The organism is Thioalkalivibrio sp. (assembly GCF_041690275.1).
GTDB lineage: Bacteria > Pseudomonadota > Gammaproteobacteria > Ectothiorhodospirales > Ectothiorhodospiraceae > Thioalkalivibrio.
This window is the reverse complement of sequence record NZ_JAWLHP010000037.1, coordinates 1-23,648: the sequence shown is the minus strand read 5'-3', so window position 1 is coordinate 23,648 and position 23,648 is coordinate 1. Positions and strand designations below refer to the sequence as shown.

Below are 23,648 nucleotides of genomic sequence, written 5' to 3'. Positions count from 1 at the left end.
CACGGAGCCCCCACGGAGGCCGCTCCCGGGGGACAGATTTGAAATCTGTTCCCCGGGGTTCCGGGGTTGGGGTCAGCGCTGGAGCAGGCGGTCCACCGCTTCCTGGAAGGCGATGCCGATCCGTCGGCTCATTGGCTGGCGGCGATTGAAGATCACCTCGTAGAGCTCGAATTCGCGGGCGAGGGCCATCAACAGGTCGTCGCTGGTGCGCAGCTCGTCGACCAGCTGCAGGTCCAGGGCGCGCTCGCCGTACCAGTGTTCGCCGGTGGCCAGCCGTTCGAGATCGAGCTGGGGACGGAAACGCTGCAGGTAGGCCTTGAACAGCCCGTGGGTCTCCTCGAGTTCCTCCTGGAACTTGGCGCGACCCTCGGGCGTGTTCTTGCCCAGGATCGTGAGCGTCCGCTTGTGCTGGCCCGCGGTCAGCAGTTCGATGTCGACGTCGTGCCGTTTCAGCAGCCGGTTCACGTTCGGGATCTGGGCAACGACACCGATGGAGCCGACCACCGCGAAGGGTGCGGCCGTGATGCGGTTGGCGACCGCGGCCATCAGGTAGCCGCCCGAGGCGGCCACGCGGTCTACCGCAACGGTGAGATCGAGACCGGCGTCGCGCAGGCGCGCCAGCTGGGCCGCGCCGAGGCCGTAGGAGGGCACCAGTCCGCCGCCACTCTCGAGACAGACCACGACCCGGTCGGTTCCGGGCCGGGCCAGGGTCAGGATCGCCGAGACCTCCTCGCGCAGGTTGTCGACGCGGGTCGCGCGGATGTCGCCATGGAAGCGCAGCACGTACACGCGTGTCTGTTCCTGCGGGCGTTCCTTCGCGGCCCGCTTGCGGTGGCGCTGGTATTCCCGGGTGTGCCGGCGCAGTGCCCGCCAGCCCAGCACCCGCAGCCGCAGCACCCGTTCCATGTTGCGGTAGCGCTGGTTCAGATGCCTTACGGTGAGCTGTTCGTCGCCACGACCCCGGTTACGCTGGGATGCCGCGGTCAGCGCGCCCAGTACCACCAGGGCCATCAGGATGATGGTCAGGCCCTTGGCAAGGAACATCGCGTAATCCTGCAGGAATTCCATGCATCCTCCCTCTGGGTGACGTCCCGCGTTAGGCTGGAGCCGGGTTCCGCAAGACAGGCCGTGAAGGACGAGACAGTGTCGGATGCATCAGACCTGCCGGATGGCCAGGCCGGGCCCCGGAGCAAACCGCCGCGTCCCATCCGGTTTCGTGGCCGTGACACGCTCAGCCTGCGTCAGCTCGACGAACTGAACCAGGTGCCGAAGGGTACCACCTTCCGCCGCTTCAAGGCGGTGCGCAGCTCGCTGACGGAGGACCGGGATTTCTTCCGTCTCGATGCCGCAGAGCACGCCGCACTGCTGCAGCGGCTGCGCGCGCAGGGTCGGATCTACCCGGGCAGCGTCCACGTCGTCCTGATCACCGAGTCGGGTTATCGGCGCCTGCGTGGCATCGGCCCGTCCTGATGCTGATGGCGCCGATGCGGCCAGTCCGCAACGGCCGTCCAGGGAATCACCGGCCGGCGCGGTCAACGCTTCTCCCGCCGCCTGGCGAGCTGCCGAAGCATCGCCTCCTGCTCGTTGAACGAGGGCTGGCGGCTCCGCGCCGGGTCGTCCGGGTTCTTCGTTGCGGCGTTCTCCGGCGGGTGCCCGGCCCGTTCCCGTTCCTTGGTCGCCCGATAGGCGTCGAGATCGCGCTTGACGGCCTCGGCGTCCGATTCCTCGATGTAGCGCCCCCGGTAGTCCCTGGGCGGCCGACTGGCCTTGCCCTTGCGCAGGAACAGCTGCATCCGCAGCTCCTTGTTGAGGCGGACGACGCGGCCCTCGATCCAGAACAGGTCGTGGATGGCCAGTCCCAGAAGGGCTGCAAGCGGCAGCAGCCACCACCAGGCCGGTGCCAGCCAGGCGGTTGCGGCCACGGCCAGGCTGAGAATGGGGAAGGCTGCCCCGCCGCGCGGCTCCAGCAGGTAGAATCGATGCAGACCCAGCGGGAACAGGATCCACGCGATGTAGGCCCGTGGCCGTGATCGCATCTTCTGCGCGAGCAGCGCGTTGACCGCCTGCAGGCCGCCGCCCTCGAGATTCAGCTTCTGCCACGCCTTCCCCATTATTCCTCCATCAGCCGGGTTCTTGGCCCAGTCTACCCCGGGGCCGAGTTGTCGCAGGGAATGTCTGCCTGCTATTGCGGCCTTGTCGGCCCTGCTAGCATGCGACGGAATATCCGGAGACCCACGCCCATGTCGGACCGGCGCTTGCAAGTGTTCTTCACCGTGGCCCGTCTGCTGTCGTTTACGCGGGCCGCCGAGGTGCTGCACATGACCCAGCCTGCGGTGACCTTCCAGGTCCGGCAGCTGGAGGAGCAGCTGGATACCCGTTTGTTCGACCGGACCCACAACCGGGTGGCGCTCACCGATGCCGGCCGCCTGGTCTTCCGGTACGCGGAGCGCATCTTCGAGACCTATGCGGAGATGGAGGACGCCCTGCGCGAGCTCAAGGGCGCGGTCGGCGGAGCGCTGGTGCTCGGCGCCAGCACCACCGTTGCCGAGTACCTGCTGCCGACGCTGCTCGGGGCCTTCCTGCGCAGCCATCCCGATGTGGGCATCAGCCTGCGCGTCGGCAATAGCGATTCGGTGGTGGCCATGGTCGAGGAGAGCGAGATCGACCTCGGCGTGGTCGAGGCTCCGGTCGGCAACCGCAACCTGGTCGTGCAGGCCTGCCTGATCGACCAGCTGCGGCTGATCGTGCCGCCTGATCATCGGCTTGCGGGACGCAGCAGCGTCACCCTTGCGGACTTCATGGACGAGCCCTTTGTCTGCCGCGAGGAGGGCTCCGGAACCCGGGAGGTGATCATGGAATACCTGACACGCCAGGGCTACAGCCGCAGCCGGCTCAACCTGTGCATGGAACTCGGGAGCCCGGAGGCGATAAAGGGCGCGGTGGTCGCCGGCATGGGTGTGTCTATGCTCTCCGAATCGGTCATCGCAAAGGAAGTCGCCCTGGGTCAACTGGTGGCGATTGCACTGGATCCGCCGCTGGAGCGGCCGATCTCGCTGGTGCACGCGCGCCAGAAGTTTCGGGTGCCCACCCTCGAGGTGCTGCTGCGCTTCGTCCGTGAATACTGCACGGACGCGGATCGCGAGCCGCGGGGCATCCATCACTCAACTGCTGCCAAGGAGCCTTGATGAAGAACTACTGCGTGGTACAGCACACCTATTCCGAATTCCTCGGCTTGATAGAATCACAGCTCGAAAAGCGCGACATCGGCTTTTCCTACCATCGCCCCTTCGTGGGGCAGGACATGCCGGGCTCGGCGGCGCAGTTCGACGGACTGTGGCTGCTCGGAGGGGCGTGGCCGCTCACGGACGAGGAACACAATCCGCAACTGTCGGACGAGCTGGCGCTGATCGACATATTCCGCCGCTCGAGGCGTCCCGTGATCGGCCTGGGCATGGGCGGCCTGCTGGTGGCCCTGCAGGCGGGCGGAACCGCCCACGCCGATCCGATGTACCGTGCGGAGTTCGTCACTGCGCACAAGACCCCGGCCGGCGAGGGCGACGCGCTCGCGGAGGCGGTCGATGGCCGGCGCGTGCTGGTGCTGGTGAACGGCCGCGTGGATCTGCCGGAGGGGCTGGAGCCGACCCTGGTGGACGACGAAGGCCGCTGGCTCGCGGTTCGGCCGGACGAGCTGACCTACGCTCTGCTGTTCCGCCCGGAAATGAAACCGGGCATGCTGGAGGATATCATCATGGAGGCGCGTCACAATCCGCCACCGAACATCGGTGAGCTGCTCGGCGAGGCGCGCATGGAGTGGCAGGCGATGCAGGAGGTGACCGCCCAGGTGGTGGTCGGCCTGGTCACCGAGCTGTCGCTGATGCAGGAACGGCGCAAGATGCCGGTATTCAGCCTCAAGGTGGAGACGGACAGTTGATGACGCCGATGAACATGGCGCTCGGCAAGAAGGCGGGCGGCGGCAAGGCCGGTGATCCGTCACGGCGTCTCGCCGAGATCGCCGGCAGGCTGCCGCAGGAGCAGCAGCGCACGCTGCTGCAGTTCGCCGAGTTCCTGCTCGCCCAGGTTCCGGAGGGCGAGGCGGCCCCGCTGCCGGAGCCGAAAGAGATTCCGCGGCCGGAGCAGGAATCCGTGATCAAGGCAATGCGCCGGCTTTCCGAGACCTATCACATGCTGGAACGGGGTCCGCTGCTGAACGAGACCTCGGCACTGATGGGCCAGCACGTGATGCAGGGCCGGCCGGCCGCCGAGGTGATCGACGAACTCGAGGTAATCTTTGCGCGCCACTACGAGAAGGTGCGTTCCTCCTCATGATCGAAGTCCTGCGGCGTTGGTACGAGCGGCATTTCACCGACCCGCAGGTGGTGATTCTTGCGCTCCTGCTGCTGGCCGGCTTCCTGCTGGTGATCTTTGCCGGGCGCATCCTGGCCCCGCTGCTCGCCAGCCTGATCATTGCCTATCTGCTGGAGGGCGCTGTGAGCAAGCTGGTACGGTTGCGGCTCCCGCGGCTGGCGGCGGTGATCATCGTGATGGCCTGCTTCTTTGCGCTGGTTGCCACGGCGCTCTTCGGGCTGGTGCCGCTGATGTCGCAGCAGGTCACGCAGCTGGTCCGCGAGCTGCCGGTGATGATCTCCCAGGGACAGGCGCTGCTGCTGCAGCTGCCCGAGCGCTACCCGCAGATCGTCTCGGAGGAGCAGGTCTTCGAAATCATGGGAGCGATGCGCACGGAGGCGACGGTCTTCGGGCAGCAGGTCGTGAAGGTCTCGCTGGCCTCGGCGCAGCACCTGGTCACGGTGGTGATCTATCTGATCGTGATACCGCTGATGGTCTTCTTCATGCTGAAGGACCGGGACGCGATCCTCGACTGGTTCATGGGCTTCATGCCCAGGGACCGGCGCCTGGCGAGCCAGGTGTGGAACGAGGTGAACATGAAGATCGCCAGCTACGTGCGCGGCAAGTTCATCGAGATACTCCTGGTGTGGGCGGTGAGTTTCACCGTATTCCACTGGTTCGGGCTGCAGTACGCGGTGCTGCTGTCGTTCATGGTCGGGATCTCCGTGATCATCCCGTACATCGGAGCCGCCGTCGTCACCATTCCGGTGGCGCTGGTCGCCTACTTCCAGTTCGGGCTGTCCACCGAGTTCGTCTGGGTGCTGATCGCCTACGGGGTGATCCAGTTCGTGGATGGCAACGTGCTGGTGCCGCTGCTGTTCTCCGAGGTGGTCAACCTGCACCCGGTGGCGATCATCGCGGCGGTGTTCATCTTTGGCGGCATCTGGGGCCTGTGGGGCGTGTTCTTCGCGATCCCGCTGGCCACACTCGTGCACGCGGTGCTGAAGTCGTGGCCACGCCACTTTCGGGATGATGGTCCGGCCCGGGAAGACGGGGCTGTGCAGAACGCCGGGGGCGGGGAGGAGCGGCCGGAGACTCCGGCGGGTCCGACCACAGCCTGACGGCCGCGTGGCGGCACGATGATCGGTTAAGGTGGGGATCGCGCGCAGCGCGTTCCGCTGGCCGTGCGCCGGCAGGAAGCACGGATTCAGTACAAGAGAGGATGCATGACCGGCACGGAACTGTTGATGAACATCACCCCGCAGGAGAGCCGGGTTGCGCTCGTGGAGAACGGCATCCTGACCGAACTCCACCTCGAGCGGACCCGGCGCCGCGGCCTGGTTGGCAGCATCTACAAGGGTACCGTGTGCCGAGTGCTTCCGGGCATGGATGCGGCCTTCGTGGACATCGGCCTCGAGCGGACCGCCTTCCTGCACGCCTCGGACGTCGCGCCGGTCGAGCGCGAGGAGCTGTGCAACAACGGTGAGCCGCCGCGGCGCAACGAATCGATCAGCCAGCTGCTGCGGGAGGGCCAGGAACTGCTGGTCCAGGTGATCAAGGACCCGCTCGGAACCAAGGGCGCCCGCCTGACCACCTACGTCACGGTCCCGTCACGGCATCTGGTGCTGATGCCGAACCAGGGCACCATCGGGATCAGCACCCGCATAGAGGATGATGCCACCCGCAGCCGCCTGCGCGAGACGATGGAGGCGCTGCGCGGGGAGCTGGCCCCGGAGCACGGCTTCATCGTGCGCACCGCGGCCGAGCTCGCGGATGATGCCGCGCTGCGCAAGGACGTGCTGTTTCTGAAGAAGCTCTGGGACACGCTGCAGGAGAACGCGGCGAATTGCCCGGCCGGACAGGAGATCCACGCCGATCTGCCGTTGGTGCTGCGTATCATCCGCGACATGGTGGGTGTGGACCTGGAGCGGGTGCGGATCGACTCGCGCGAGACCTGGCAGCGCGTCCGCGAGTTCGCCGAGCGCTACATCCCGGAGCTCACCGACCGCATCGAGCACTACCCCGGGGAACGCCCGATCTTCGAACTCTTCAACGTCGAGGAGGAGATCCAGCGCGCCCTGGAGCGGAAGGTCGAACTGAAGTCCGGCGGGTACCTGATCTTCGACCAGACCGAGGCGATGACCACGGTGGACATCAATACCGGTGGCTTCGTCGGCCACCGCAACCTCGAGGAGACGATCTTCAAGACCAACCTCGAGGCCGCACAGGCGATCGGCCGGCAGCTGCGGCTGCGCAATCTCGGGGGCATCATCATCATCGACTTCATCGACATGCAGGACGAGGAGCACAAGCGACAGGTGCTGCGGGCGCTGGACCGGGCGCTGGAACGCGATCATGCGAAGTGCCAGATCTGCGATGTCTCGCCGCTGGGGCTGGTCGAGATGACCCGCAAGCGTACCCGCGAGAGCCTTGAGCACCTGCTCTGCGAGCCCTGTCCGACCTGTGGCGGGCGCGGCTATCTGAAGTCGGCCGAGACCGTCTGTTACGAGCTGTTCCGGGAGATCCTGCGCGAGACGCGTCAGTACGATGCGCGGGAGCTTCGGGTGCTGGCCTCACAGAGCGTGATCGACCTGCTACTGGACGAGGAGTCCTCCAGCCTTGCCGAGCTCCAGGAGTTCGTCGGCGTGCCGATCCGGTTCCAGGTGGAGATCCTCTACCAGCAGGAGCAGTTCGACGTCGTGTTCATCTGACCAGGACGGACCCCGGAGCCGAATGAGCGCTGGTCTCCCCGCAGACGCCGTCGCCGCGCTGCCGGCGTGTCCCCGGGCGGCGGCCCGTCGTAGGGACGTGCCGCGATGATCCGCCGGAGTCTGCGCCATGGCCTCGCCGCGCTGGCCGTGGTCCTCGCGCTGCTGGCACTGCTCCTGCTTGCCCTGCGCCTCCTGCTGCCGCATTGGGCGGGCCTGGCCACGCAGGTGGAACAGCGCGTCGGCGCGATCATCGATCGGGAGGTGCAGCTCGAGTCGCTGCAGCTCGGCTGGTCGGGATGGATGCCGGAGCTGGTGGCGCGCGATGTGCGGATCACCGGCGCCGGCGCGGTTCCGCTGGTGGCGCAAGAGCTCGGCGTGAGCCTGGATCCGATGCGGAGCCTCCACACGCGCGCGCCCGCGCTGCGCAAGGCGAGGCTTGCCGGCGTCGATCTGCACGTCACCCGCAATACCGACGGCAGCTGGGACGTGCACGGCTGGCACTTCGGGGGCGACCGGTCCATGGCCATCGACTGGAGACGGCACTTTGCCGGCATGGAGCGCCTCGAGATCACCGATGGTTCTCTGCAGTGGGAGGATGCAATCACCGGTGTCCACACCGGGCTCTTCGTGGACCGCGTGGGCCTGCGCTCGGACGCCGCCGGTCTGCGGCTGGCCGGCTCCGGCAGCCTGCTTCCGGAGGCCGGCGGTCCGGTGTACGTTGGCATCTCGATCCCGCCTGCGGGACCCGACCGGATCGAGTTCTATCTGGAGGCCGAGGACCTTCAACTGCAATACTGGACCCGCGCGAGCGGATGGCTGCACGGAGGCCCTTCGGGCATGAGCTCGGTGCGTCTGTGGGCCGACCTCGAAGATGGTCGCGTGCGGCGCCTCCAGGGGGAGCACCGGACCCGTGTCATTCATGCCCCACAGCTCTCTCCGCGGGTCCAGGAACTCGGGCACCGGTTCCGGTGGCGCCGGCGTGGTTCGCGCAGCGAGTCCCACTGGTCCGCCACCACCCCGGGTGCCGGGGATCTGCGCCTGGAATACCACGTCAACGCCCCCGACCGGTCTGCGCACCGGATCACCGTGGCCGCTACCGGCGTCGACGTGCGCAGGCTCGCACGCCCGGCCGCCGCAGTGCGGCTGCCCGGGGTGCCCGACCTGGCCCGCCTCGCCGCACTGGATCCGGGAGGACAGCTGGATTCCCTCTACATGGAGCTGGAACGCGGGGACGAGGGCTGGCGCGTGCATGTCGCGGATGCGCTGCTGCGTGGTCTGACCGTCGATGCGGTGGGCGCGGTGCCGGCCTTCAGCGGACTCGATGTCTCGATGCAGTGGCGCGGCGGTCGGGGGGAGTTGGCACTGGACAGCAGTGGGTTCGGGTTGGCGCTGCCATCGCTCTTCGCGGACCCGCTGTGGGCCGATGGTCTGCACGCCCGTGTCGGCGTGGAACGGCGGTCCGGAGGCTGGGGTCTCGAGGTCGGCGAATTCAGACTCGCGAACGAGGACGCGGCAGTGGAAGGTCGCGGCCGCATCGAGCTGGGTGCGGAGCCGCACCTCGACCTGGCATTGGGCATCCTGCGCGCGGACGGACGCCAGGTGGCCCGGTACCTGCCGGTGCACCGGCTTCCGGCGAACACCTACCGCTGGCTGGTCGAGAGCATCCGGAGGGGCACGGTCACCGGGGGCGGCATGGTGTTGCGCGGCAACCCCGCCGACTTCCCGTTCGAGGACGGCGAGGGACTGTTCCACCTCCGTGCCTCGATCGAGGACGGGCTGCTGGACTACCGTCCTGGCTGGCCCGAGGCGCGCGAACTGTCCGGAACGCTGATCTTCCACAACGCAATGTTCCGCGCGGAACAGGCTGCCGGACGGATCCTGGACTCCGAGATCGGCGACACCGAGGTCACCGTCGCCAACATGCTGCGCGAGCCCGAACTGGAGATCCAGGGGCAGGCACGCGGGACCCCGGACGATCTCAGGGTCTATCTGGAACGTGCCGGCATCGGAACCGGGTTCGGCTCCGTTCTCGCCGGCTTGCAGCCCGAAGGAGCCAGCGAACTGGATCTGGCGCTGCGGATCCCGCTGTACCGCAGGGCGGCTGAACGAGTCCGGGTTGCCGGCAGCCTGAGGCTGCGCGATGGGGTCCTGGAACTCCCGGAATCCGGTATCCGGCTCGCCGGAATCGCGGGCGAGGTACGGTTCGATCCCGAGACCGGCATCCGTGGGCAGGGCATCACTGCGCAGGTTCATGACGAGCCTGTGGTGCTGGATCTGCAACGGGATGCCCGCGGCCAGCGCACCCTGATCCGTGCGCGCGGACCGCAGCCCCTGGCGCCCTGGATCGGCGACCGGCATGCCTTTCTGGGCCGGGTCCGGGGCATGCCGACCTGGGAGGCGGATATCGTGCTCGATGCCGCCGGCGATTCCTGGCTGGATCTGTCCTCGGATCTGGAGGGCGTCGAGCTCAACTGGCCCGCGCCTCTGGCCAAGACGCGGGGCACCCGGCGTCCGATCCGGATCGTGTGGCCCCTCGGTCAGGCGAAGGAGGCCACGGGCCGCGTCGATTTCGATGGCGTGCTCGCGGCCCGGGTGAGAGTCGCCCCCGGTGAGGCGCTCGAGCCGGGGACGGTCCGGGCGGTCGCGCTCGCGCTGGGCCGGCCGCATCCCGAGCTGCCACCGCTGCCCGAGGACGGCATGGACCTGAATGCCCGCCTGGAGTCCCCCGATGCGGAGGCGTGGCAGCGGCTGGTGCAATCGCTGGAGCGCCCGGATTCCCCGGGGGGCGCCGCGGAAGGCCTGCGCTTGCACCGGGCCGAGATCGAGATTCGCGACAGCCTGCGCTGGCGTGGAAGGTCCCTGCCCGGGCTGCGGGCCCGCCTGTCGCCAACGGACTATGGTCGCCGTCTCGACATCGACTCCGAATGGCTGCAGGGACGGGTCTGGTCGGTTCGTCCGGACCCCCCCGATGATCCGGGTCAGCGGGAACGCTGGTACGTGCACCTGGAACGCCTGCACCTGGATGGGTGGACAGAGCCGCCGGAACGTTCCGGGTACGGCCTGGGATCGGGCCTTGCGGACCCCAGGAGATGGCCCGCGATCGACCTGCGTGTGGACGATCTGCGCCTCGCGTGGCTGGAGTTCGCCGGAGTCGAGATCGAGCTGCAGCCAGTGGAGGAAGGCCTCGAGCTCAGCCGCCTGCGCGCAGTCTCGCCCCTGAAGGGGGTGGCGCTCGAGGGCGAGGGCCACTGGCTGGTGACGCCGGACGGTGGCACGGAGTCGCGGCTCGACACGGAGGTCAGCGGCAGTAACTGGGGGCAGGGCCTCGGATCCATGGGCGTGTCGGCAGCGCTCGAGCAGGGCGAGGGCACCGGCCGGCTGCAACTGTCCTGGCCGGGGGCGCTGTACGCGCCGGAACTTGCCGCGTTACAGGGACGGATCGAGATCGACGTGCAGGAGGGGCAGTTGCGCGATGTCGATCCCGGGGCCGGGCGCCTGCTGGGGCTGGTCAGCCTTGACCTCGTGCCGAGGCGTCTGCGCCTCGACTTCAGGGATGTCTATACTCAAGGGCTGGCCTTCGATCACATGGTCGGTGAGGCGCTGCTGGACGGCGGTGATCTGCTGCTGCCGGAACTGCGGATCGAGAGCCCGTCGGCCGTGGTCAGGGTCAGTGGTCGCACTGGCCTCGTCGCGCGGGACTTCGACCAGTCGATCGTCGTGGTGCCGCGCCTGCGTTCCACCTTGCCCATTGTCGGGGCACTGCTGGGAGGGCCCGTCACCGGGGTGGTCGTACTGGTGGTGGAGCGCGCTCTGGGTATAGGGGACCAGGTAGAGGAGGCCGCACGGGTGGAATATTTCGTGACCGGTCCATGGTCCGAACCAGAGGTGACCGCGCGCGTGAGAGCGGAACAGGGAGCTGCAGACTGATGAAGGAATGGTGCATGCCATGACGAATGTTGCCGCCATACAGATGGCGTCGGGACCGCAGCCCCAGGCCAATCTACTGGAGGCGAAGCGACTTCTGAAGGAAGCCGCCGCGAAGGGAGCGGGTCTGGTGGTGCTGCCCGAGAATTTCGCGATGATGGGCATGCGGGACGGCGATATCCTGAAGATCGCGGAGGATCCCGACGCGGGTCCGCTGCAGGGCTTCCTGGCCGAGCAGGCCAAGCGGCTCGGGATCTGGCTGGTCGGGGGGACGGTGCCGCTGCGCACCGCGCGCGGTGACCGGGCGCGTTCGGCCTGCCTGGTGTACGACGATCAGGGCCGGCGTGTGGCCCGCTACGACAAGATGCACCTCTTCGATGTGCGCATCCCGGATGGCGACGAGCATTATGCCGAGTCGCGCATCTACGAGTCCGGTGACCATATCGTCACGCTCGATACGCCTTTCGGGCGGATGGGGTTGGCCGTCTGCTACGATCTGCGTTTTCCGGAACTGTTCCGGGGATTGCTCGACCAGGGCGCCGAGTTTGTGGCGATGCCCTCGGCCTTCACCGCGCAGACCGGTCAGGCGCACTGGGACATCCTGCTCCGGGCCCGTGCAATCGAGAACCAGCTGTTCATGCTGGCCGCGGCCCAGGGCGGCTTCCATGTGAACGGACGCGAGACCTACGGTCACAGCGCGCTGGTGGATCCCTGGGGCCGTGTCGTGGCGCAGTTGGGCCGCAATCCCGGAGTATTGATCGCCGACCTGAGCTGCGACTGCGTGGGACGCATCCGCAAGCTCTTTCCGGCGGTGCATCACCGCCGGCTTGCCTGCGAGATCGAGGTGCCGGACACGGAGGGCTGAGCACGCTGCTGCCCGTCCCGCGGAGCCGGGGAACCATTCCACCGAACCGAACATCACAGGAACCACCATGATTGACAGCCTTGCCCGAGAAACCCTGCTTGAGCCCGGCGGCATCACCGATGACGGGCTCGCTTCCGTGCTGGGCGCGACCTTCGGCCGCGGCACGGACGGCGGTGACTGCTACTTCCAGTTCATTTCCCAGGAGGGCTGGTCGCTCGAGGACGGGCTGGTCAAGAGCGCCAGCTTCAACATCGAACGCGGCGTCGGCATCCGGGTGATCTCCGGCGAGCAGACCGGCTTCGCCTATTCCGACGAGATCAGTCTTCCCGCGATGCTGGAGGCGGGCCGGACCGCACGCAGCATCGCCAGCGCCGGGCAGACCGGATCGATCCCGGTTCGGCCGGGCGCCGCCCGCGATACTGCGCTGTATCTGCCCGACGACCCGCTGGGATCCCTGGACGAGGCTCGCAAGATCGAGCTCCTCAAGCACATGGATGCGGTCGCCCGCGCGGCCGATCCGCGCGTGACACAGGTCATCTGTTCCCTTGCAGGGGTGCGCGAGGTGGTGCTGGTACTGACTGCCGACGGCGAGATGGTCACGGATGTACGGCCGCTGGTGCGCATGAACGTGCAGGTCCTGGTGGAGCAGGGGGGGCGCCGCGAGTCCGGTTCGTCGGGCGGCGGGGGACGCTCGGGTTATGCCTTCTTCACGGATGATGACCGTGCGGGTGCCTACGCCCGCGAGGCGGTCCGTCAGGCCCTGGTGAATCTCGAGGCGGTGGACGCGCCTGCCGGGACCATGAAGGTGGTGCTCGGGCCTGGCTGGCCGGGCGTGCTGCTGCACGAGGCGATCGGCCACGGCCTCGAGGGCGACTTCAACCGCAAGGGGACATCGGCCTTCGCCGGACGCATCGGGGAGCGGGTTGCCGCCCCGGGGATCAGCATCGTCGATGACGGGACCATGCCCGGCCGGCGCGGTTCGCTGAATGTCGATGACGAGGGCACGGTGACCCAGCAGACGACGCTGATCGAGGATGGCTACCTGCGGGGTTACATGCAGGACCGGCTGAACGCCCGTCTGAGCGGGACGCGTTCGACCGGCAACGGCCGCCGCGAGTCCTACGCGCACCTGCCGATGCCGCGCATGACCAATACCTACATGCTTCCCGGGGCGGCCGACCCGGGCGAGATCCTCGCCTCGGTGGATCGGGGTCTCTACGCGGTGAATTTCGGTGGCGGGCAGGTCGACATCACCTCCGGGAAGTTCGTGTTTTCCGCATCCGAGGCCTATCTGATCGAGAACGGTCGGGTGACCCGGCCGGTGAAGGGGGCGACCCTGATCGGCAACGGTCCGGATGTGCTCACGCGGGTCTCGATGATCGGTAACGATCTCGAACTGGACACCGGTGTCGGCACCTGCGGCAAGGAGGGGCAGGGGGTACCGGTGGGCGTGGGACAACCGACACTGCGCATCGACGGCATGACCGTCGGCGGCACCCAGGCGGCCTGAGACCCCGGCGGACGGTCGGCAACCAACGATAGTCAGGAGATCATATGAACGAGCTCGCGTTTCTCGAGGAGGAGCAGTCGCTGCCGGAGGGCCACGGAGCCGACCGCGTCGTGCAGTGGCACGTCTTCCGGTCCCGTTCGCAGGCGGAGGACTTTGCCCGCGGCATTCACCTGGAGGACGGGCAGGAACTGGTCGGCGGCCACACCCGGGACAGCATCGGGCTGCTCTACTGGGTGGGCGTGCACGTGGACGACCTGGAGCAATGGGGCAATCGGGCCGCGGTGAACAAGCACGGGGCGAGTCCCTGAGCCTGCCGCTCGCGCGGTCATCGTGCGCGCGGGCCTCCGATTCTCCCTTCTGAGGACATGGCCGGGACGGGTCCCGGCCACGGCAGGAAATGGATAAGGCGCATGGATCAAGCAGCACCGGAAGTTCAGGAACTCTCGCACACGCCCGAGTCGATGCAGGAGCGGGTGGCCATGATCCTCGATCATGCGCGCAGCTGCGGCGCGTCGGCCGCGCAGGCGGCGGTCAGCCACAATGTGGGGCTCGCGGTAACGGTGCGCAGGGGTGAGGTCGAGACGCTGGAATACGAGCGGGACCAGCAGATGGGCCTGGTCGCCTATTTCGGGCAGTCGAAGGGGGCGGCCTCGACGACCGACTTCAGCCCCGAGGCGCTCAGGCAGACCGCGGAGGCCGCCTGCCGAATCGCACGGTACACCGAGCCGGATCCGTACGCCGGCCTGCCGGATCCCGACGAGCAGGCGCGCGACTGGCCCGACCTCCAGCTCGATCACCCCTGGGATTGCCCGGCGGGCCGGGGCATCGATCTCGCGCGAGAGGTCGAGACCGCCGGATTCGCGGTGGACCCGCGGGTGGACAATTCCGAGGGCGCGAGCGTCAGCACCCGTCGCGCGATGTCGGTCCTCGGTGACACCCACGGCTTCATGGGCGGCTACCGCAGTACCCGACACTCCATCTCCTGCGCCCTCGTCGCCCGTGGCGACGGCGGCATGCAGCGTGACTACGCCTACGGCACCTCGCGCGACCCCTCCCGGCTGCCTGCGGGCGAGGCGATCGGACGCGAGGCCGCGGAGCGGGCACTGCGGCGTCTCGGCGCGCGCAAGCTCGGGACGCGGCAGTGCCCTGTGCTGTTCGTGCCGGAGATGGCGCGCAGCCTGATCGGTAACTTCACGCGGGCGATCAGCGGTGGCGCACAGTATCGCAAGAGCTCCTTCCTGCTCGATGCGGCTGGACGGGAGGTCTTTCCCGGCTGGATGCGTATCGTCGAGGAGCCGCTGCTGCCTGGCGCGCTGGGCAGCGCGCCGTTCGATGGCGAGGGGGTGCGCACGCGGCCGCGGGACCTGGTCACCGCGGGCGTGCTGCAGGACTACATCCTCGACAGCTACGCGGCCCGGCGTCTGGGGCTGCGCACCACCGGTAACGCGGGCGGGGCACGCAATGTCAGCGTGCAGCCGCATCCCGGGGAGAAGGGGCTGCAGGGGCTGCTGTCGGACATGGGTACGGGCCTGCTGGTCACGGAGATGATCGGCCAGGGTGTCAACCTCGTCACCGGCGACTATTCCCGGGGGGCTGCGGGCTTCTGGGTCGAGAATGGCGAGATCGCCTACCCGGTGGAGGAGATCACCATCGCCGGCAATCTCCGGGACGTCTTCCGGGGGATCGCCGCGGTCGGGAACGACGTCGACATTCGTGGCAACATCCGTACCGGCTCGATCCTGGTCGAGGGGATGACCGTCGCCGGCGATTGAGGTCCCCGCCGGAGTATTCCCGGGGACATATGCGAACCCCCGGGGACAGATTTGTAAATCTGTCCCCGCCCCTGCTCCCCGCACGCGGGAGAGAGGGGCCCGCGAGACCTTTACATCATGCCGTGGGTTTCGGTGTTCTTCCGGGGCGGGTCTTCATTCTCCGGGATGCCGTGCCAGCATGGCCCGCTAGCCCCTTCCGGTGTCTCCGAAGATGGCCGCCTGCAGATGCCATTTGGAGGCCAGGGTCTCGGTGGCATTCAGGATTTCCTCCGCGCGTGCGGGGTGGTTCCACGTGCCGCGCGCGAGCCATGCGAGGGCCGTGTCACGGTCGGGTGCCAGCGACAGCAGGTGGATCAGCTCGCCGGCATCGCCGCCGATGATCTCGCCGCCCAGCAGTGCGCCGCTGTCCATGTCGCCGATCAGCCGCACGAAACCCTCCGGTTCGTCCTGTCCGAGCGCGCGCGGCGAGGTCTCGAACGCGGCGAAACCGACCGCGGGCTCGAGTTCCTCGTCCTCCGCGCTGTCCTCGTCCATGCCGAGCCGGGCCATCTCGACCGCGCTGTAGACCACCATGGGCACGAACCGACCGTCCTGGCGGCGCTTGTTGCCGCCGAGAATGTTATCGACTGCGATGGTGGCGTCCGACAGGGCGTGGTTGGCGGTCATCCAGTGTCCGGCGACGTCCCCGATCGCATAGATGTTCGGCACCGCGGTCTGGAGGGTCTCGTCGCGCTTCACAAACCCGTGCCGGTCCGTTTCAATGCCTATATCCTCGAGTCCCAGTCCGTCTGTATGCGGCCTGCGGCCAGTCCCCAGCAGGACCCAGTCGACCTCGAAGCGCTGTCCGTCGGAGGCGGTGATCGCCACTCCGTCGTCCCCGTGTTGCACGGCCTGGTAGCCCGGCACCTGCAGCGGCTTCACGTCCGCCGCAGCGAGCCGGCTGTTCAGGGTCGACAGCGCCTGGGGACTGAAGCCCAGCCGGGACAGGGGGCGCGAGCGGGTGAGCCAGGTGATCTCCCGGCCGAGCATTCGGAGGATGTACGCGAACTCGGTGGCCACCACGCCGCTGCCAATCACCGCCACGCGCTCGCCCGCTGGCGGCGGGCGGTCGAACAGCGTGTCGGTGCTGAGGATACGTCCCTCCGCGAGTTCGAAGGGCTGCGGGACGATCGGCTCGGCGCCGGTCGCGATGATGGTGTGGCGCGCCCGCACGGTCAGGGTGCCGGTGCCCCCCCGGACCTCGATCTCCTCCGGGCCGACGAGCCGGGCGTGTCCGTCCACGCTGCGCACCTTCAGGTGCTTGAGGTAGCTCCGGTAGCTGTTCCGCACGGTTGTAACCACCTCGTGCTGGTGGGTCCACGCCTGGTCCAGGTTGCCCGACAGGGTTCCGCGGATCCCGCGGCCCTCGAAGTGTCCCTGTGCCGCAATCAGCCGGGCGCTGTGATACCAGTCCTTCTTCGGCACGCAGCCGCGGTTCAGGCAGCAGCCGCCCCATTCGCCCCCCTCCACGATCACGACGTCGAGACCGCGCAGGGCACCGAGGACCGCGGCGCGATAGCCGCCGGGGCCGCTGCCGATCACCGCGAGGTCATGGGTATCGGTCATGGGCGCGCTTTCTCAGGAGAGATCAGGGGTTCGTGCCATTCGAGCTTGGTCAGTTCCAGCCGGAAGACGTGACCGTCAGCCTCGTAGTCCAGCCGCATCGGCAGGTAGTGCAGGTCGGGAGCGAACCAGCCGGAGAGTTCCACGTCGCTGTCATCACTCGTGCGGACCACCCGAAGGGTGTCCTTGCGGCCCAGCTCGGTTTCGATCCGCTCCCGGCCCTCGAGTACCAGCGTGTAGTCGCGCAGCCGGTCACGCTCGAGGACGGACAGGCGGAGGGTGGAATCGAAATCGCCGTCGCGCAGTCCGGTCATGGTCAGATACACCGACGACAGGAAGTCCACCGTGTCGGGCGGAACCTGTACCTCGAAGGCCTTCCCGTTGTGCCGGCCCCGGGCCCGCCCCTCGCTCCAGTCGAACCGGGTCTCCGTCCGCCGTTCGCGGCCCGGCGTGATGCGGACGCTGCGGGTGCTCAGCAGGCGCGGATGGTCGGCTTCCGGGTGGAATACCGCCTCCCGATCGAACTCGAAGCGTCCGAGCAGGCGCAGAAAGCCGGATACGTGGGCATCCAGGGCCATGTGCAGATTCTCGCCGTCGTGGCTCAGCGTGCTGTGGGCAATCAGGCGGTTGCCGTAGGCATGCGCTTCGTAGGTGGCCGTGTATGGCGGGATCGTGGTCGCAGCCCCGGCCTGGGCGGTCCCCGCCAGGCAGAGGATCAGGATGAGGTGGTGCCAACGCATGATTTCTTGGTCTCCGGTGCCGGATCCAGCAGCAGGGGACGTTCCAGCCGCTGTCCGTCGCACCATATGTTGTCGCTCGCGGCGTGAACCCGTCCTGAACAGATCATCTCGACCGCGGCAGGGTAGAGGCGGTGTTCCGCTGCCTGCACCCGCGCAGCCAGTGTCTCCGGGGTGTCGCCAGGGCAGACCGGAACCCGAGCCTGCATGACCACGGGACCGCTGTCGAGTTCCGTGGTGACGAAGTGCACGCTGGCGCCGTGGTGTGCAACCCCGGCCGCCAGCGCGCGGGCGTGGGTGTCCAGTCCGCGGAGATCAGGCAGCAGGGACGGGTGAATGTTCACCATCCGGTTCTCGAAGCGCCTGACCAAGCCGGGCGTGAGCACGCGCATGAACCCGGCGAGCACCACCAGGTCCGGCTGATGGCTCGCCAGGCTGTCGCCCAGCGCTCGATCGAAGGCCTCGCGATCAGGGTACCGGCGATGGTCGATCAGCACCTGTGGAATCCCCGCCTCCCGCGCATGGGCGAGGCCCGGGGCGCTGGGACGGTTGCTGATCACCACCACGATCCGGCCGTTCACCCGGCCATCGGCACAGGCATCGATCAGGGCCTTCAGGTTGCTCCCGCGCCCCGAGATCAGGACCGCGAGCCGCTTCTCGGAATCCTGCGCGCCACGGTTGCCCGCGCCAGCCACGCCGGCCGCCGCCTCCGGTCCCGGCATCATGAGGCGCTGTAGTGGATCGTGGGCGCGCCGGATCCCTCGGTGACCACGCCGATCGGCCAGGCGGGGATCCCCGTCGCGGCCAGTTCCGAGATAGCGGCGTCCACGCCGCTCTCCGGTAGCACGGCCACCATGCCGATGCCGCAGTTGAAGGTCCGCAGCATCTCCGGCTCCTGAACACCGCCAGTGCCCTGCAGCCAGTCGAACACCGGCGGGCGCGGCCAGGACCCGAGGTCGATCCGGCCGTCAAGACCGCGCGCGAGGATGCGCGGCAGGTTCTCGGTGAGCCCGCCCCCGGTGATGTGGGCCAGAGCGTGCACGCGCCCGGTTCGCAGCAGCCCGAGCACCGCGCGCACGTAGATCTGCGTCGGGGCGAGGAGCGCGTCGCCGAGATTGATCTCCCCGCTGCCGCCGAGCGGCTGCTCGAGTTCCGCTGAGCCGAGTTCCAGCACGCGCCGGATCAGCGAGTACCCGTTGGAGTGCGGTCCGCTGGAGGCCAGGCCCAGCAGGACATCACCCGCGCGCACCCGGCTGCCGTCGAGGAGCTCGTCCTTCTCGACGATCCCGACCGCGAACCCGGCGAGATCATAGTCGCCGTCCGGGTACATCCCCGGCATCTCGGCCGTCTCGCCACCCACCAGCGCGCAGCCGGCCTGTTCGCAACCCTCGGCGATCCCCCGCACCACGTCCGCGGCGACATCCACGTCCAGGCGGCCGGTCGCGTAGTAGTCGAGGAAGAACAGCGGTTCCGCGCCCTGCACGATGATGTCGTTCACGCACATCGCGACCAGGTCGATGCCGATGGTGTCGTGCCGGCCCAGCTCCTGCGCGAGGCGAAGCTTGGTGCCGACGCCGTCGGTACCGGAGACCAGTACAGGCCTGCGGTAGCGCTCGACCGGGAGCTCGAAGAGCGCACCGAAGCCCCCGAGCCCTGCAAGCACACCGGGCCGCAGCGTGCGCGCGGCGTACGGCTTGATGCGGTCGATCAGGGCATTGCCTGCATCGATGTCGACACCGGCGTCGCGGTAGGTCAGACCAGGGTGGGATTCGGGCATGGAGAGTCTCGTGAACGCGGGTAGTGAATGGTAGCGACGGGCGGTAGCCCATGCAAAAAGGGGCTCCGGGATCAGGCCCCGGCTGTGCTATGTTGCCTGTTCGGTGTGCTGGTGTGGTTGCTGGAGAGGCAAGTGGTCGTTCAGGTCAGTGGATTGCGGGATTGTGCCGCGTCGACCCGGGCGCCGGGGCGCGCCCGGCGGCCCTGCGGCGGCGTGGGGGCGCGGCGGTTTCGTGGCGGGCTGGCAGGGTGGTCGCAGCGGACCGTCGCGATGCTGGGGCTCCTCCTGCTGCTGGTGACCCCGGCGCGCGCCGCACTGCTAGAGCTGATGGTGGATGCCCCCGGCGAGGACGCGGCCGTGGCTGCCGGTCTCGATGAGGCGCTGCTTCGCATCGCGGGCTTCCACTCGCCGGCCCTGTCCGATCTCGCAGCGGCGATGCTGGCGGATCCCGACCGGGGGTGGTTGCGCTCGCTGGAGCGCCGGGGTGCGGAGCGCTTCCTGCTCGCCTTCGACCGCGCCCGACTCCGGTCCGCGCTGCAGGAGGCGGCGGTGCCGGTCTGGGCCGGATCGCCACCCGCGCTGCTGGCGTGGGTCGTGCTGGAACGCGACGACCGGCGCCTGCTGCTGGGCTCGGGAATGGACGAGGAGTCGGTGCTCGCGTCGCTTCGGGGCTGGGCTGCCGGCCGCGATCTGCCGCTGCTCATTCCGCTGGCGGATCTCCAGGACCGGCGGCAGATACACACCGCCGACATCGTCGGAGGAGTGACCGAGGCACTGGTCGAGCCGAGCCGCCGCTACGACCCGGACGGCCTGCTGCTGCTGCACCTGGCACACCGCGGTGACCGGGTCCGGGCCCGCGCGTGGCTGTCCCATCGCGGCTACGAGGTGCAGGCGGACACCACCGCCGCATCGGCTGCCGCAGCGGCACGGGAGGCAGCGGCGCAGGCAATGGATCGGCTCGGCGTCCACGTGGCCCGGGTCCTGGTCGCGGACGAGTCGGCGCTGGTCGGCTTCGGCGGCGTGGCCGGGATCGCCGAGCTGCAGTTGCTGCGCGCGCGGCTGGGCGCCCTGGAGGCCGTTGAGTCGGTGCAGATTCGCCGGTTGCTGCCGGACGCGGCGGTGCTCGCGCTGAGCAGCGGTCTGGACCGGCGTGCCCTGGCCGAGGTGCTGGCGGGCGAGGGCTTCGCCGCCGCGGACGCGCCTCGCGACGGCGCGGAGATCGACCTGTGGTTCCGGGCCCCGCGCGCCAGCCCATGAGTCTGCGCCAGCTCCCCAACCTGATCACGCTGGCCAGGATGTTGCTGACCATCCCGATTGTCTGGTTCCTCTACCGGGGTGATTACTGGCCGGCGCTGGTGCTCCTCGCCATCGCCGGGTTCAGCGATGTGGTGGATGGCCATCTCGTACGCCGTTACGGCTGGACCACGCGCCTTGGCGCCTGGCTGGATCCGGCCGCAGACAAGATCCTGATGCTGGGCATCTATCTGGCCGTGACCCTGAGCGGGCTGCTCCCGATCTGGCTGCTGTTCCTGGTTGCCGGGCGCGACCTGTGGCTGTCGCTGGGGTCGCTGGCCTATCGGCACTGGGTGGGTCCCCTGCACGTCGAGCCATTGATGATCAGCAAGATCAACACCTTCTTCCAGATCCTGCTGGTGCTGGGCGCGATTCTGAAGGTGGGGATCCTGGAACTGGATCCGATCTGGATCCGGCTCCTGATCGCGATCGTCGCCTTCACCACGGTCGCCAGCGGGCTGGCGTACACCGTGGTCTGGGGGCAGCGGGCGCGCCAGCACCTGCGGGCCGCGGGCGGCAACCGCGAATCGCCCCCGGCATGAGGGCCGGGCAGCTCCCGCTCGACCTGCGGCTGCGCGACAGCTCGCGGTTCGAGACCTTTCACACGGGCAGTCATGGCCTGCTGGTGGCGACGCTGCGCGGCATGGCGGGTTCCTCCGGGTCCGCGGGCGAACGTCAGCTGTTCCTGCACGGCGCCGAGGGCTGCGGCAAGACCCATCTGCTGCAGGCGGCCTGCCACGAGGCCTCGGCGCGGGAACGGTCCTGCGCCTACCTGCCGCTTGCGGAACTGGGTCACCGCGATCCCGCGGTCGTCCTGGAGGGCATGTCCCGGCTCGACCTGCTGGCCCTGGATGACCTGCAGGCGGTCGCCGGTGGCCCGCACTGGGCGCGCGCGCTCTTTGGTCTGGTCAACCGCGTGCGCGAGCGCGAGGGTCAGTTGCTGGTGGCGTCGCGCACCACCCCGGAGGGCCTCGGCTGCGACCTTCCGGACCTGGTTTCGCGGCTCGGCTGGGGCCCGGTGTTCCGGATCGACCAGCCCGGCGACCTCGAGTTGAAGGCGATCCTCCAGAAGCGCGCCGGGCTGCGCGGGCTGCAGCTGAGCGATGCGGTGGCCGAGTATCTGCTCCGGCACGAGTGCCGAGACCTCGAATTCCTGCTCACGCTCCTCGACCGGCTGGACCTCGCGGCCCTGGCCGAACAGCGCCGGCTCACGATCCCGTTCATCCGCGAGCACCTGCGGCCGCGGCCCGCCGGGCACTGACGACCGTCAGCTCCCGGACGCGCGCGCCGCGCGCACGTAGAGCAGGCTTCCCGCGAACAGCAGCAGCGCGAGGGTCAGCATCGCCAGCCCGTAGACCCGGTCCGCCGCAACTGCGGCCAGCGTGATGCCGACCGCCACGTAGAACAGCGACAGCAGGCTGGTCCAGGCGTGGGTCCGGACGCGCCCGTGCAGCAGCCCGCGGAGCGGCGCCAGCAACGGCAGCAGGAGGACCAGCAGCACCAGAGAGCGCGGCAGGTGCCGGGGCGGATCGACCAGGCTGGTCCAGACCAGGATCAGCAGGAACAGACCGAAGTAGCCGCCAAGGGCCAGCCAGCGTCCGGCATCGATCCGGCTCAATCCGCCGATCCCTGCCCGAGCCGGCTCGCCAGCCGTCCGACCCGCTCGCCGAGGGCCTCGGCGATGCGCCGTTCATCGCGCGTGATCTCGCGTTGGCTGTCGGCACCCGCCACGTGCGACGGACCGTACGGCGTGCCGCCGCTGGAGGTGCTGGTGAGTTCGGGGACGGAGTAGGGCACGCCGACCCACAGCATGCCCTGGTGGATCAGGGGCAGGGCCATGCTGAGCAGCGTGGTCTCCTGACCGCCGTGCATCGACGCGGTGCTGGTGAAGACCGCGAAGGGTCTGTCCACGAGGGTGCCGCTGGCCCAGAGACCGCTGGTGCCGTCGAGGAAGTACTTCAGTGGCGCGGCCATGTTGCCGAAGCGGGTCGGCGAACCGAGGATCAGGCCGTCCGTCTCCTCGAGGTCGCGGGTGGATGCATACGGCGGGCCCTGGTCGGGCACCGGCTGCGCCTCTTCGCCCAGATTGGTGGTGACGGGCGCCACGGTCCGGACCCGGGCCACCGCCCCGGCCTTCTCGACGCCGGTGGCGATGTGCCGTGCGAGCTGGGCGGTTGCGCCGTAGCGGCTGTAGTACAGCACAAGGATCTCGGTCATCTACACAATCTCCAGTACGCGTTCCGGGGGGCGCCCGATCCGGGCCTGTCCGCCGTGGATCACGATCGGACGCTCGATCAGCTTCGGATGATCGACCATTGCCTGGATGATCCGTTCATCCGGCAGTTCCGCATCGGCCAGACCGAGCTCTCGATACGCGGCCTCGCTGGTGCGCAGCAGGTTCCTCGGACTGACGCCCAGCATCGCGATCAGGTCCTCAAGCGCTGTCCGGTCCGGCGGTGTCTTCAGGTATTCCACGATCTCCGGCTCGATCCCCCGCTCGCGCAACAGGGCCAGGGCGGCACGGGACTTGCTGCAGCGCGGATTGTGATACATACGGGGTGATTCACTCATCGTCGTCTCCGGGGGTCAGCATGAACAGCAGCGACCATGGTACCGAGGCCCTGCGCTGCAGGGTAACCGGACGTGTGCAGGGGGTCTTCTTCCGCGCCTCGACGCAGCGTAAGGCCCGCTCGCTCGGGCTCGCGGGTCACGCCCGCAACCTCGAGGACGGCAGTGTCGAGGTGCTGGCGGTGGGCTCGCACTCGGCGCTGGGGGAATTGCAGTCGTGGCTGGGGGTCGGCCCGACCGGGGCCCGGGTCGACTCAGTGGACTGTTCCTCCGAGCCGTTGCCGGACCCGATGCCGGAGGGATTTTCCACCCGCTGAATCAGGTGGCAGGGGCGGGGCCAATAGCCGGCCGCGGTGCGACCGGAGCGCCGGAGCAGCGCGTAGGAGCGGCGCGTAGGAGCGGCGCGTAGGAGCGGCTTCCAGCCGCGATCATCGTCTTACCTGAAACCATCGCGGCTGGAAGCCGCTCCCACCCCAACCGCGATCATCGTCTTACCTGAAGCCATCGCGGCTGGAAGCCGCTCCCACCCCAACCGCGATCATCGT

General features: G+C 68.6%; 24 protein-coding genes. 15 read left to right on the top strand and 9 right to left on the bottom strand.

Features of this window, described 5'->3' with window-relative positions; genetic code table 11:
* Positions 1-72: 72 nt before the first annotated feature.
* On the bottom strand, positions 73-1,068 hold the full coding sequence (gene sohB / locus ACESMN_RS08710; protein ID WP_373053205.1) for a protease SohB: 996 nt from the start codon (positions 1,066-1,068) through the stop codon (positions 73-75).
* A 75-nt stretch (positions 1,069-1,143) separates the two neighbouring features.
* Between sohB and ACESMN_RS08705 the strand changes: the two genes are divergently transcribed.
* A complete protein-coding gene (locus ACESMN_RS08705) occupies positions 1,144-1,470 on the top strand; it encodes a hypothetical protein (RefSeq protein WP_373053204.1) in 327 nt (108 codons plus the stop codon).
* Positions 1,471-1,532: 62 nt separating this feature from the next.
* On the opposite strand, the gene ACESMN_RS08700 is transcribed toward ACESMN_RS08705, so the two are convergent.
* Positions 1,533-2,111, bottom strand: coding sequence for a TM2 domain-containing protein (locus ACESMN_RS08700; RefSeq protein ID WP_373053203.1), 579 nt, complete (start codon positions 2,109-2,111; stop codon positions 1,533-1,535).
* Positions 2,112-2,240: 129 nt separating this feature from the next.
* Here ACESMN_RS08700 and ACESMN_RS08695 point away from each other — a divergent pair, with 129 nt between their 5' ends.
* From ACESMN_RS08695 to pmbA, 10 genes are all read left to right on the top strand, one after another.
* Positions 2,241-3,185, top strand: a complete 945-nt coding sequence (locus tag ACESMN_RS08695; protein WP_373053202.1) for a LysR family transcriptional regulator — start codon at positions 2,241-2,243, stop codon at positions 3,183-3,185.
* Complete coding sequence (locus ACESMN_RS08690; protein ID WP_373053201.1) at positions 3,185-3,931, top strand: type 1 glutamine amidotransferase; 747 nt, start codon at positions 3,185-3,187, stop codon at positions 3,929-3,931. Before ACESMN_RS08695 ends, ACESMN_RS08690 begins: the two co-directional genes overlap by 1 nt.
* Entirely contained in the window at positions 3,931-4,326 is a 396-nt protein-coding gene (locus ACESMN_RS08685) for a Crp/Fnr family transcriptional regulator (RefSeq protein WP_373053200.1), read from the top strand. Before ACESMN_RS08690 ends, ACESMN_RS08685 begins: the two co-directional genes overlap by 1 nt.
* A complete protein-coding gene (locus tag ACESMN_RS08680) occupies positions 4,323-5,465 on the top strand; it encodes an AI-2E family transporter (RefSeq protein WP_373053199.1) in 1,143 nt (380 codons plus the stop codon). The genes ACESMN_RS08685 and ACESMN_RS08680 overlap by 4 nt, the downstream gene beginning before the upstream one ends.
* A 105-nt stretch (positions 5,466-5,570) precedes the next feature.
* Positions 5,571-7,055, top strand: coding sequence for a ribonuclease G (rng, locus tag ACESMN_RS08675; protein WP_373053198.1), 1,485 nt, complete (start codon positions 5,571-5,573; stop codon positions 7,053-7,055).
* A 105-nt stretch (positions 7,056-7,160) separates the two neighbouring features.
* Entirely contained in the window at positions 7,161-10,982 is a 3,822-nt protein-coding gene (locus tag ACESMN_RS08670; protein ID WP_373053197.1) for a YhdP family protein, read from the top strand.
* 19 nt (positions 10,983-11,001) lie between these two features.
* The gene (locus ACESMN_RS08665) at positions 11,002-11,844 is read left to right on the top strand and encodes a carbon-nitrogen hydrolase family protein (RefSeq protein WP_373053196.1); all 843 of its coding nucleotides are present in this window, start codon (positions 11,002-11,004) and stop codon (positions 11,842-11,844) included.
* A gap of 67 nt (positions 11,845-11,911) precedes the next feature.
* Entirely contained in the window at positions 11,912-13,354 is a 1,443-nt protein-coding gene (tldD, locus tag ACESMN_RS08660) for a metalloprotease TldD (RefSeq protein ID WP_373053195.1), read from the top strand.
* A 44-nt stretch (positions 13,355-13,398) separates the two neighbouring features.
* A complete protein-coding gene (locus ACESMN_RS08655) occupies positions 13,399-13,662 on the top strand; it encodes a hypothetical protein (protein WP_373053194.1) in 264 nt (87 codons plus the stop codon).
* 102 nt (positions 13,663-13,764) lie between these two features.
* A complete protein-coding gene (gene pmbA / locus ACESMN_RS08650; RefSeq protein WP_373053193.1) occupies positions 13,765-15,126 on the top strand; it encodes a metalloprotease PmbA in 1,362 nt (453 codons plus the stop codon).
* 186 nt (positions 15,127-15,312) lie between these two features.
* Here pmbA and ACESMN_RS08645 read toward each other — a convergent pair whose 3' ends face one another.
* Genes ACESMN_RS08645 through purM form a run of 4 tightly spaced genes read right to left on the bottom strand, consistent with a single transcriptional unit; the run spans position 15,313 to position 19,242 of the window.
* A complete protein-coding gene (locus ACESMN_RS08645; RefSeq protein ID WP_373053192.1) occupies positions 15,313-16,731 on the bottom strand; it encodes a dihydrolipoyl dehydrogenase family protein in 1,419 nt (472 codons plus the stop codon).
* A complete protein-coding gene (locus ACESMN_RS08640; protein WP_373053191.1) occupies positions 16,728-17,468 on the bottom strand; it encodes a DUF3108 domain-containing protein in 741 nt (246 codons plus the stop codon). Before ACESMN_RS08640 ends, ACESMN_RS08645 begins: the two co-directional genes overlap by 4 nt.
* A complete protein-coding gene (gene purN / locus ACESMN_RS08635) occupies positions 17,444-18,187 on the bottom strand; it encodes a phosphoribosylglycinamide formyltransferase (protein WP_373053213.1) in 744 nt (247 codons plus the stop codon). The genes ACESMN_RS08640 and purN overlap by 25 nt, the downstream gene beginning before the upstream one ends.
* A complete protein-coding gene (gene purM / locus ACESMN_RS08630; RefSeq protein WP_373053190.1) occupies positions 18,187-19,242 on the bottom strand; it encodes a phosphoribosylformylglycinamidine cyclo-ligase in 1,056 nt (351 codons plus the stop codon). The genes purN and purM overlap by 1 nt, the downstream gene beginning before the upstream one ends.
* Positions 19,243-19,512: 270 nt before the next feature.
* On the opposite strand from purM, the gene ACESMN_RS08625 reads away from it, so the two are divergent.
* From ACESMN_RS08625 to hda, 3 genes are read left to right on the top strand one after another with little or no spacing between them, the layout of a single operon-like run.
* On the top strand, positions 19,513-20,499 hold the full coding sequence (locus ACESMN_RS08625; RefSeq protein ID WP_373053189.1) for a DUF2066 domain-containing protein: 987 nt from the start codon (positions 19,513-19,515) through the stop codon (positions 20,497-20,499).
* Positions 20,496-21,077: a CDP-alcohol phosphatidyltransferase family protein gene (locus tag ACESMN_RS08620; RefSeq protein WP_373053188.1), complete on the top strand. Its 582-nt coding sequence runs from the start codon at positions 20,496-20,498 to the stop codon at positions 21,075-21,077. The genes ACESMN_RS08625 and ACESMN_RS08620 overlap by 4 nt, the downstream gene beginning before the upstream one ends.
* Entirely contained in the window at positions 21,074-21,796 is a 723-nt protein-coding gene (gene hda / locus ACESMN_RS08615; protein WP_373053187.1) for a DnaA regulatory inactivator Hda, read from the top strand. The genes ACESMN_RS08620 and hda overlap by 4 nt, the downstream gene beginning before the upstream one ends.
* 6 nt (positions 21,797-21,802) lie before the next feature.
* Here hda and ACESMN_RS08610 read toward each other — a convergent pair whose 3' ends face one another.
* Genes ACESMN_RS08610 through arsC form a run of 3 tightly spaced genes read right to left on the bottom strand, consistent with a single transcriptional unit; the run spans position 21,803 to position 23,106 of the window.
* Positions 21,803-22,153, bottom strand: a complete 351-nt coding sequence (locus tag ACESMN_RS08610; RefSeq protein ID WP_373053186.1) for a DUF2069 domain-containing protein — start codon at positions 22,151-22,153, stop codon at positions 21,803-21,805.
* The gene (gene wrbA, locus ACESMN_RS08605; protein ID WP_373053185.1) at positions 22,150-22,752 is read right to left on the bottom strand and encodes an NAD(P)H:quinone oxidoreductase; all 603 of its coding nucleotides are present in this window, start codon (positions 22,750-22,752) and stop codon (positions 22,150-22,152) included. The genes ACESMN_RS08610 and wrbA overlap by 4 nt, the downstream gene beginning before the upstream one ends.
* Complete coding sequence (gene arsC / locus ACESMN_RS08600; protein WP_373053184.1) at positions 22,753-23,106, bottom strand: arsenate reductase (glutaredoxin); 354 nt, start codon at positions 23,104-23,106, stop codon at positions 22,753-22,755.
* 20 nt (positions 23,107-23,126) lie between these two features.
* Here arsC and ACESMN_RS08595 point away from each other — a divergent pair, with 20 nt between their 5' ends.
* Positions 23,127-23,420, top strand: coding sequence for an acylphosphatase (locus ACESMN_RS08595; protein WP_373053183.1), 294 nt, complete (start codon positions 23,127-23,129; stop codon positions 23,418-23,420).
* Positions 23,421-23,648 lie beyond the last annotated feature (228 nt).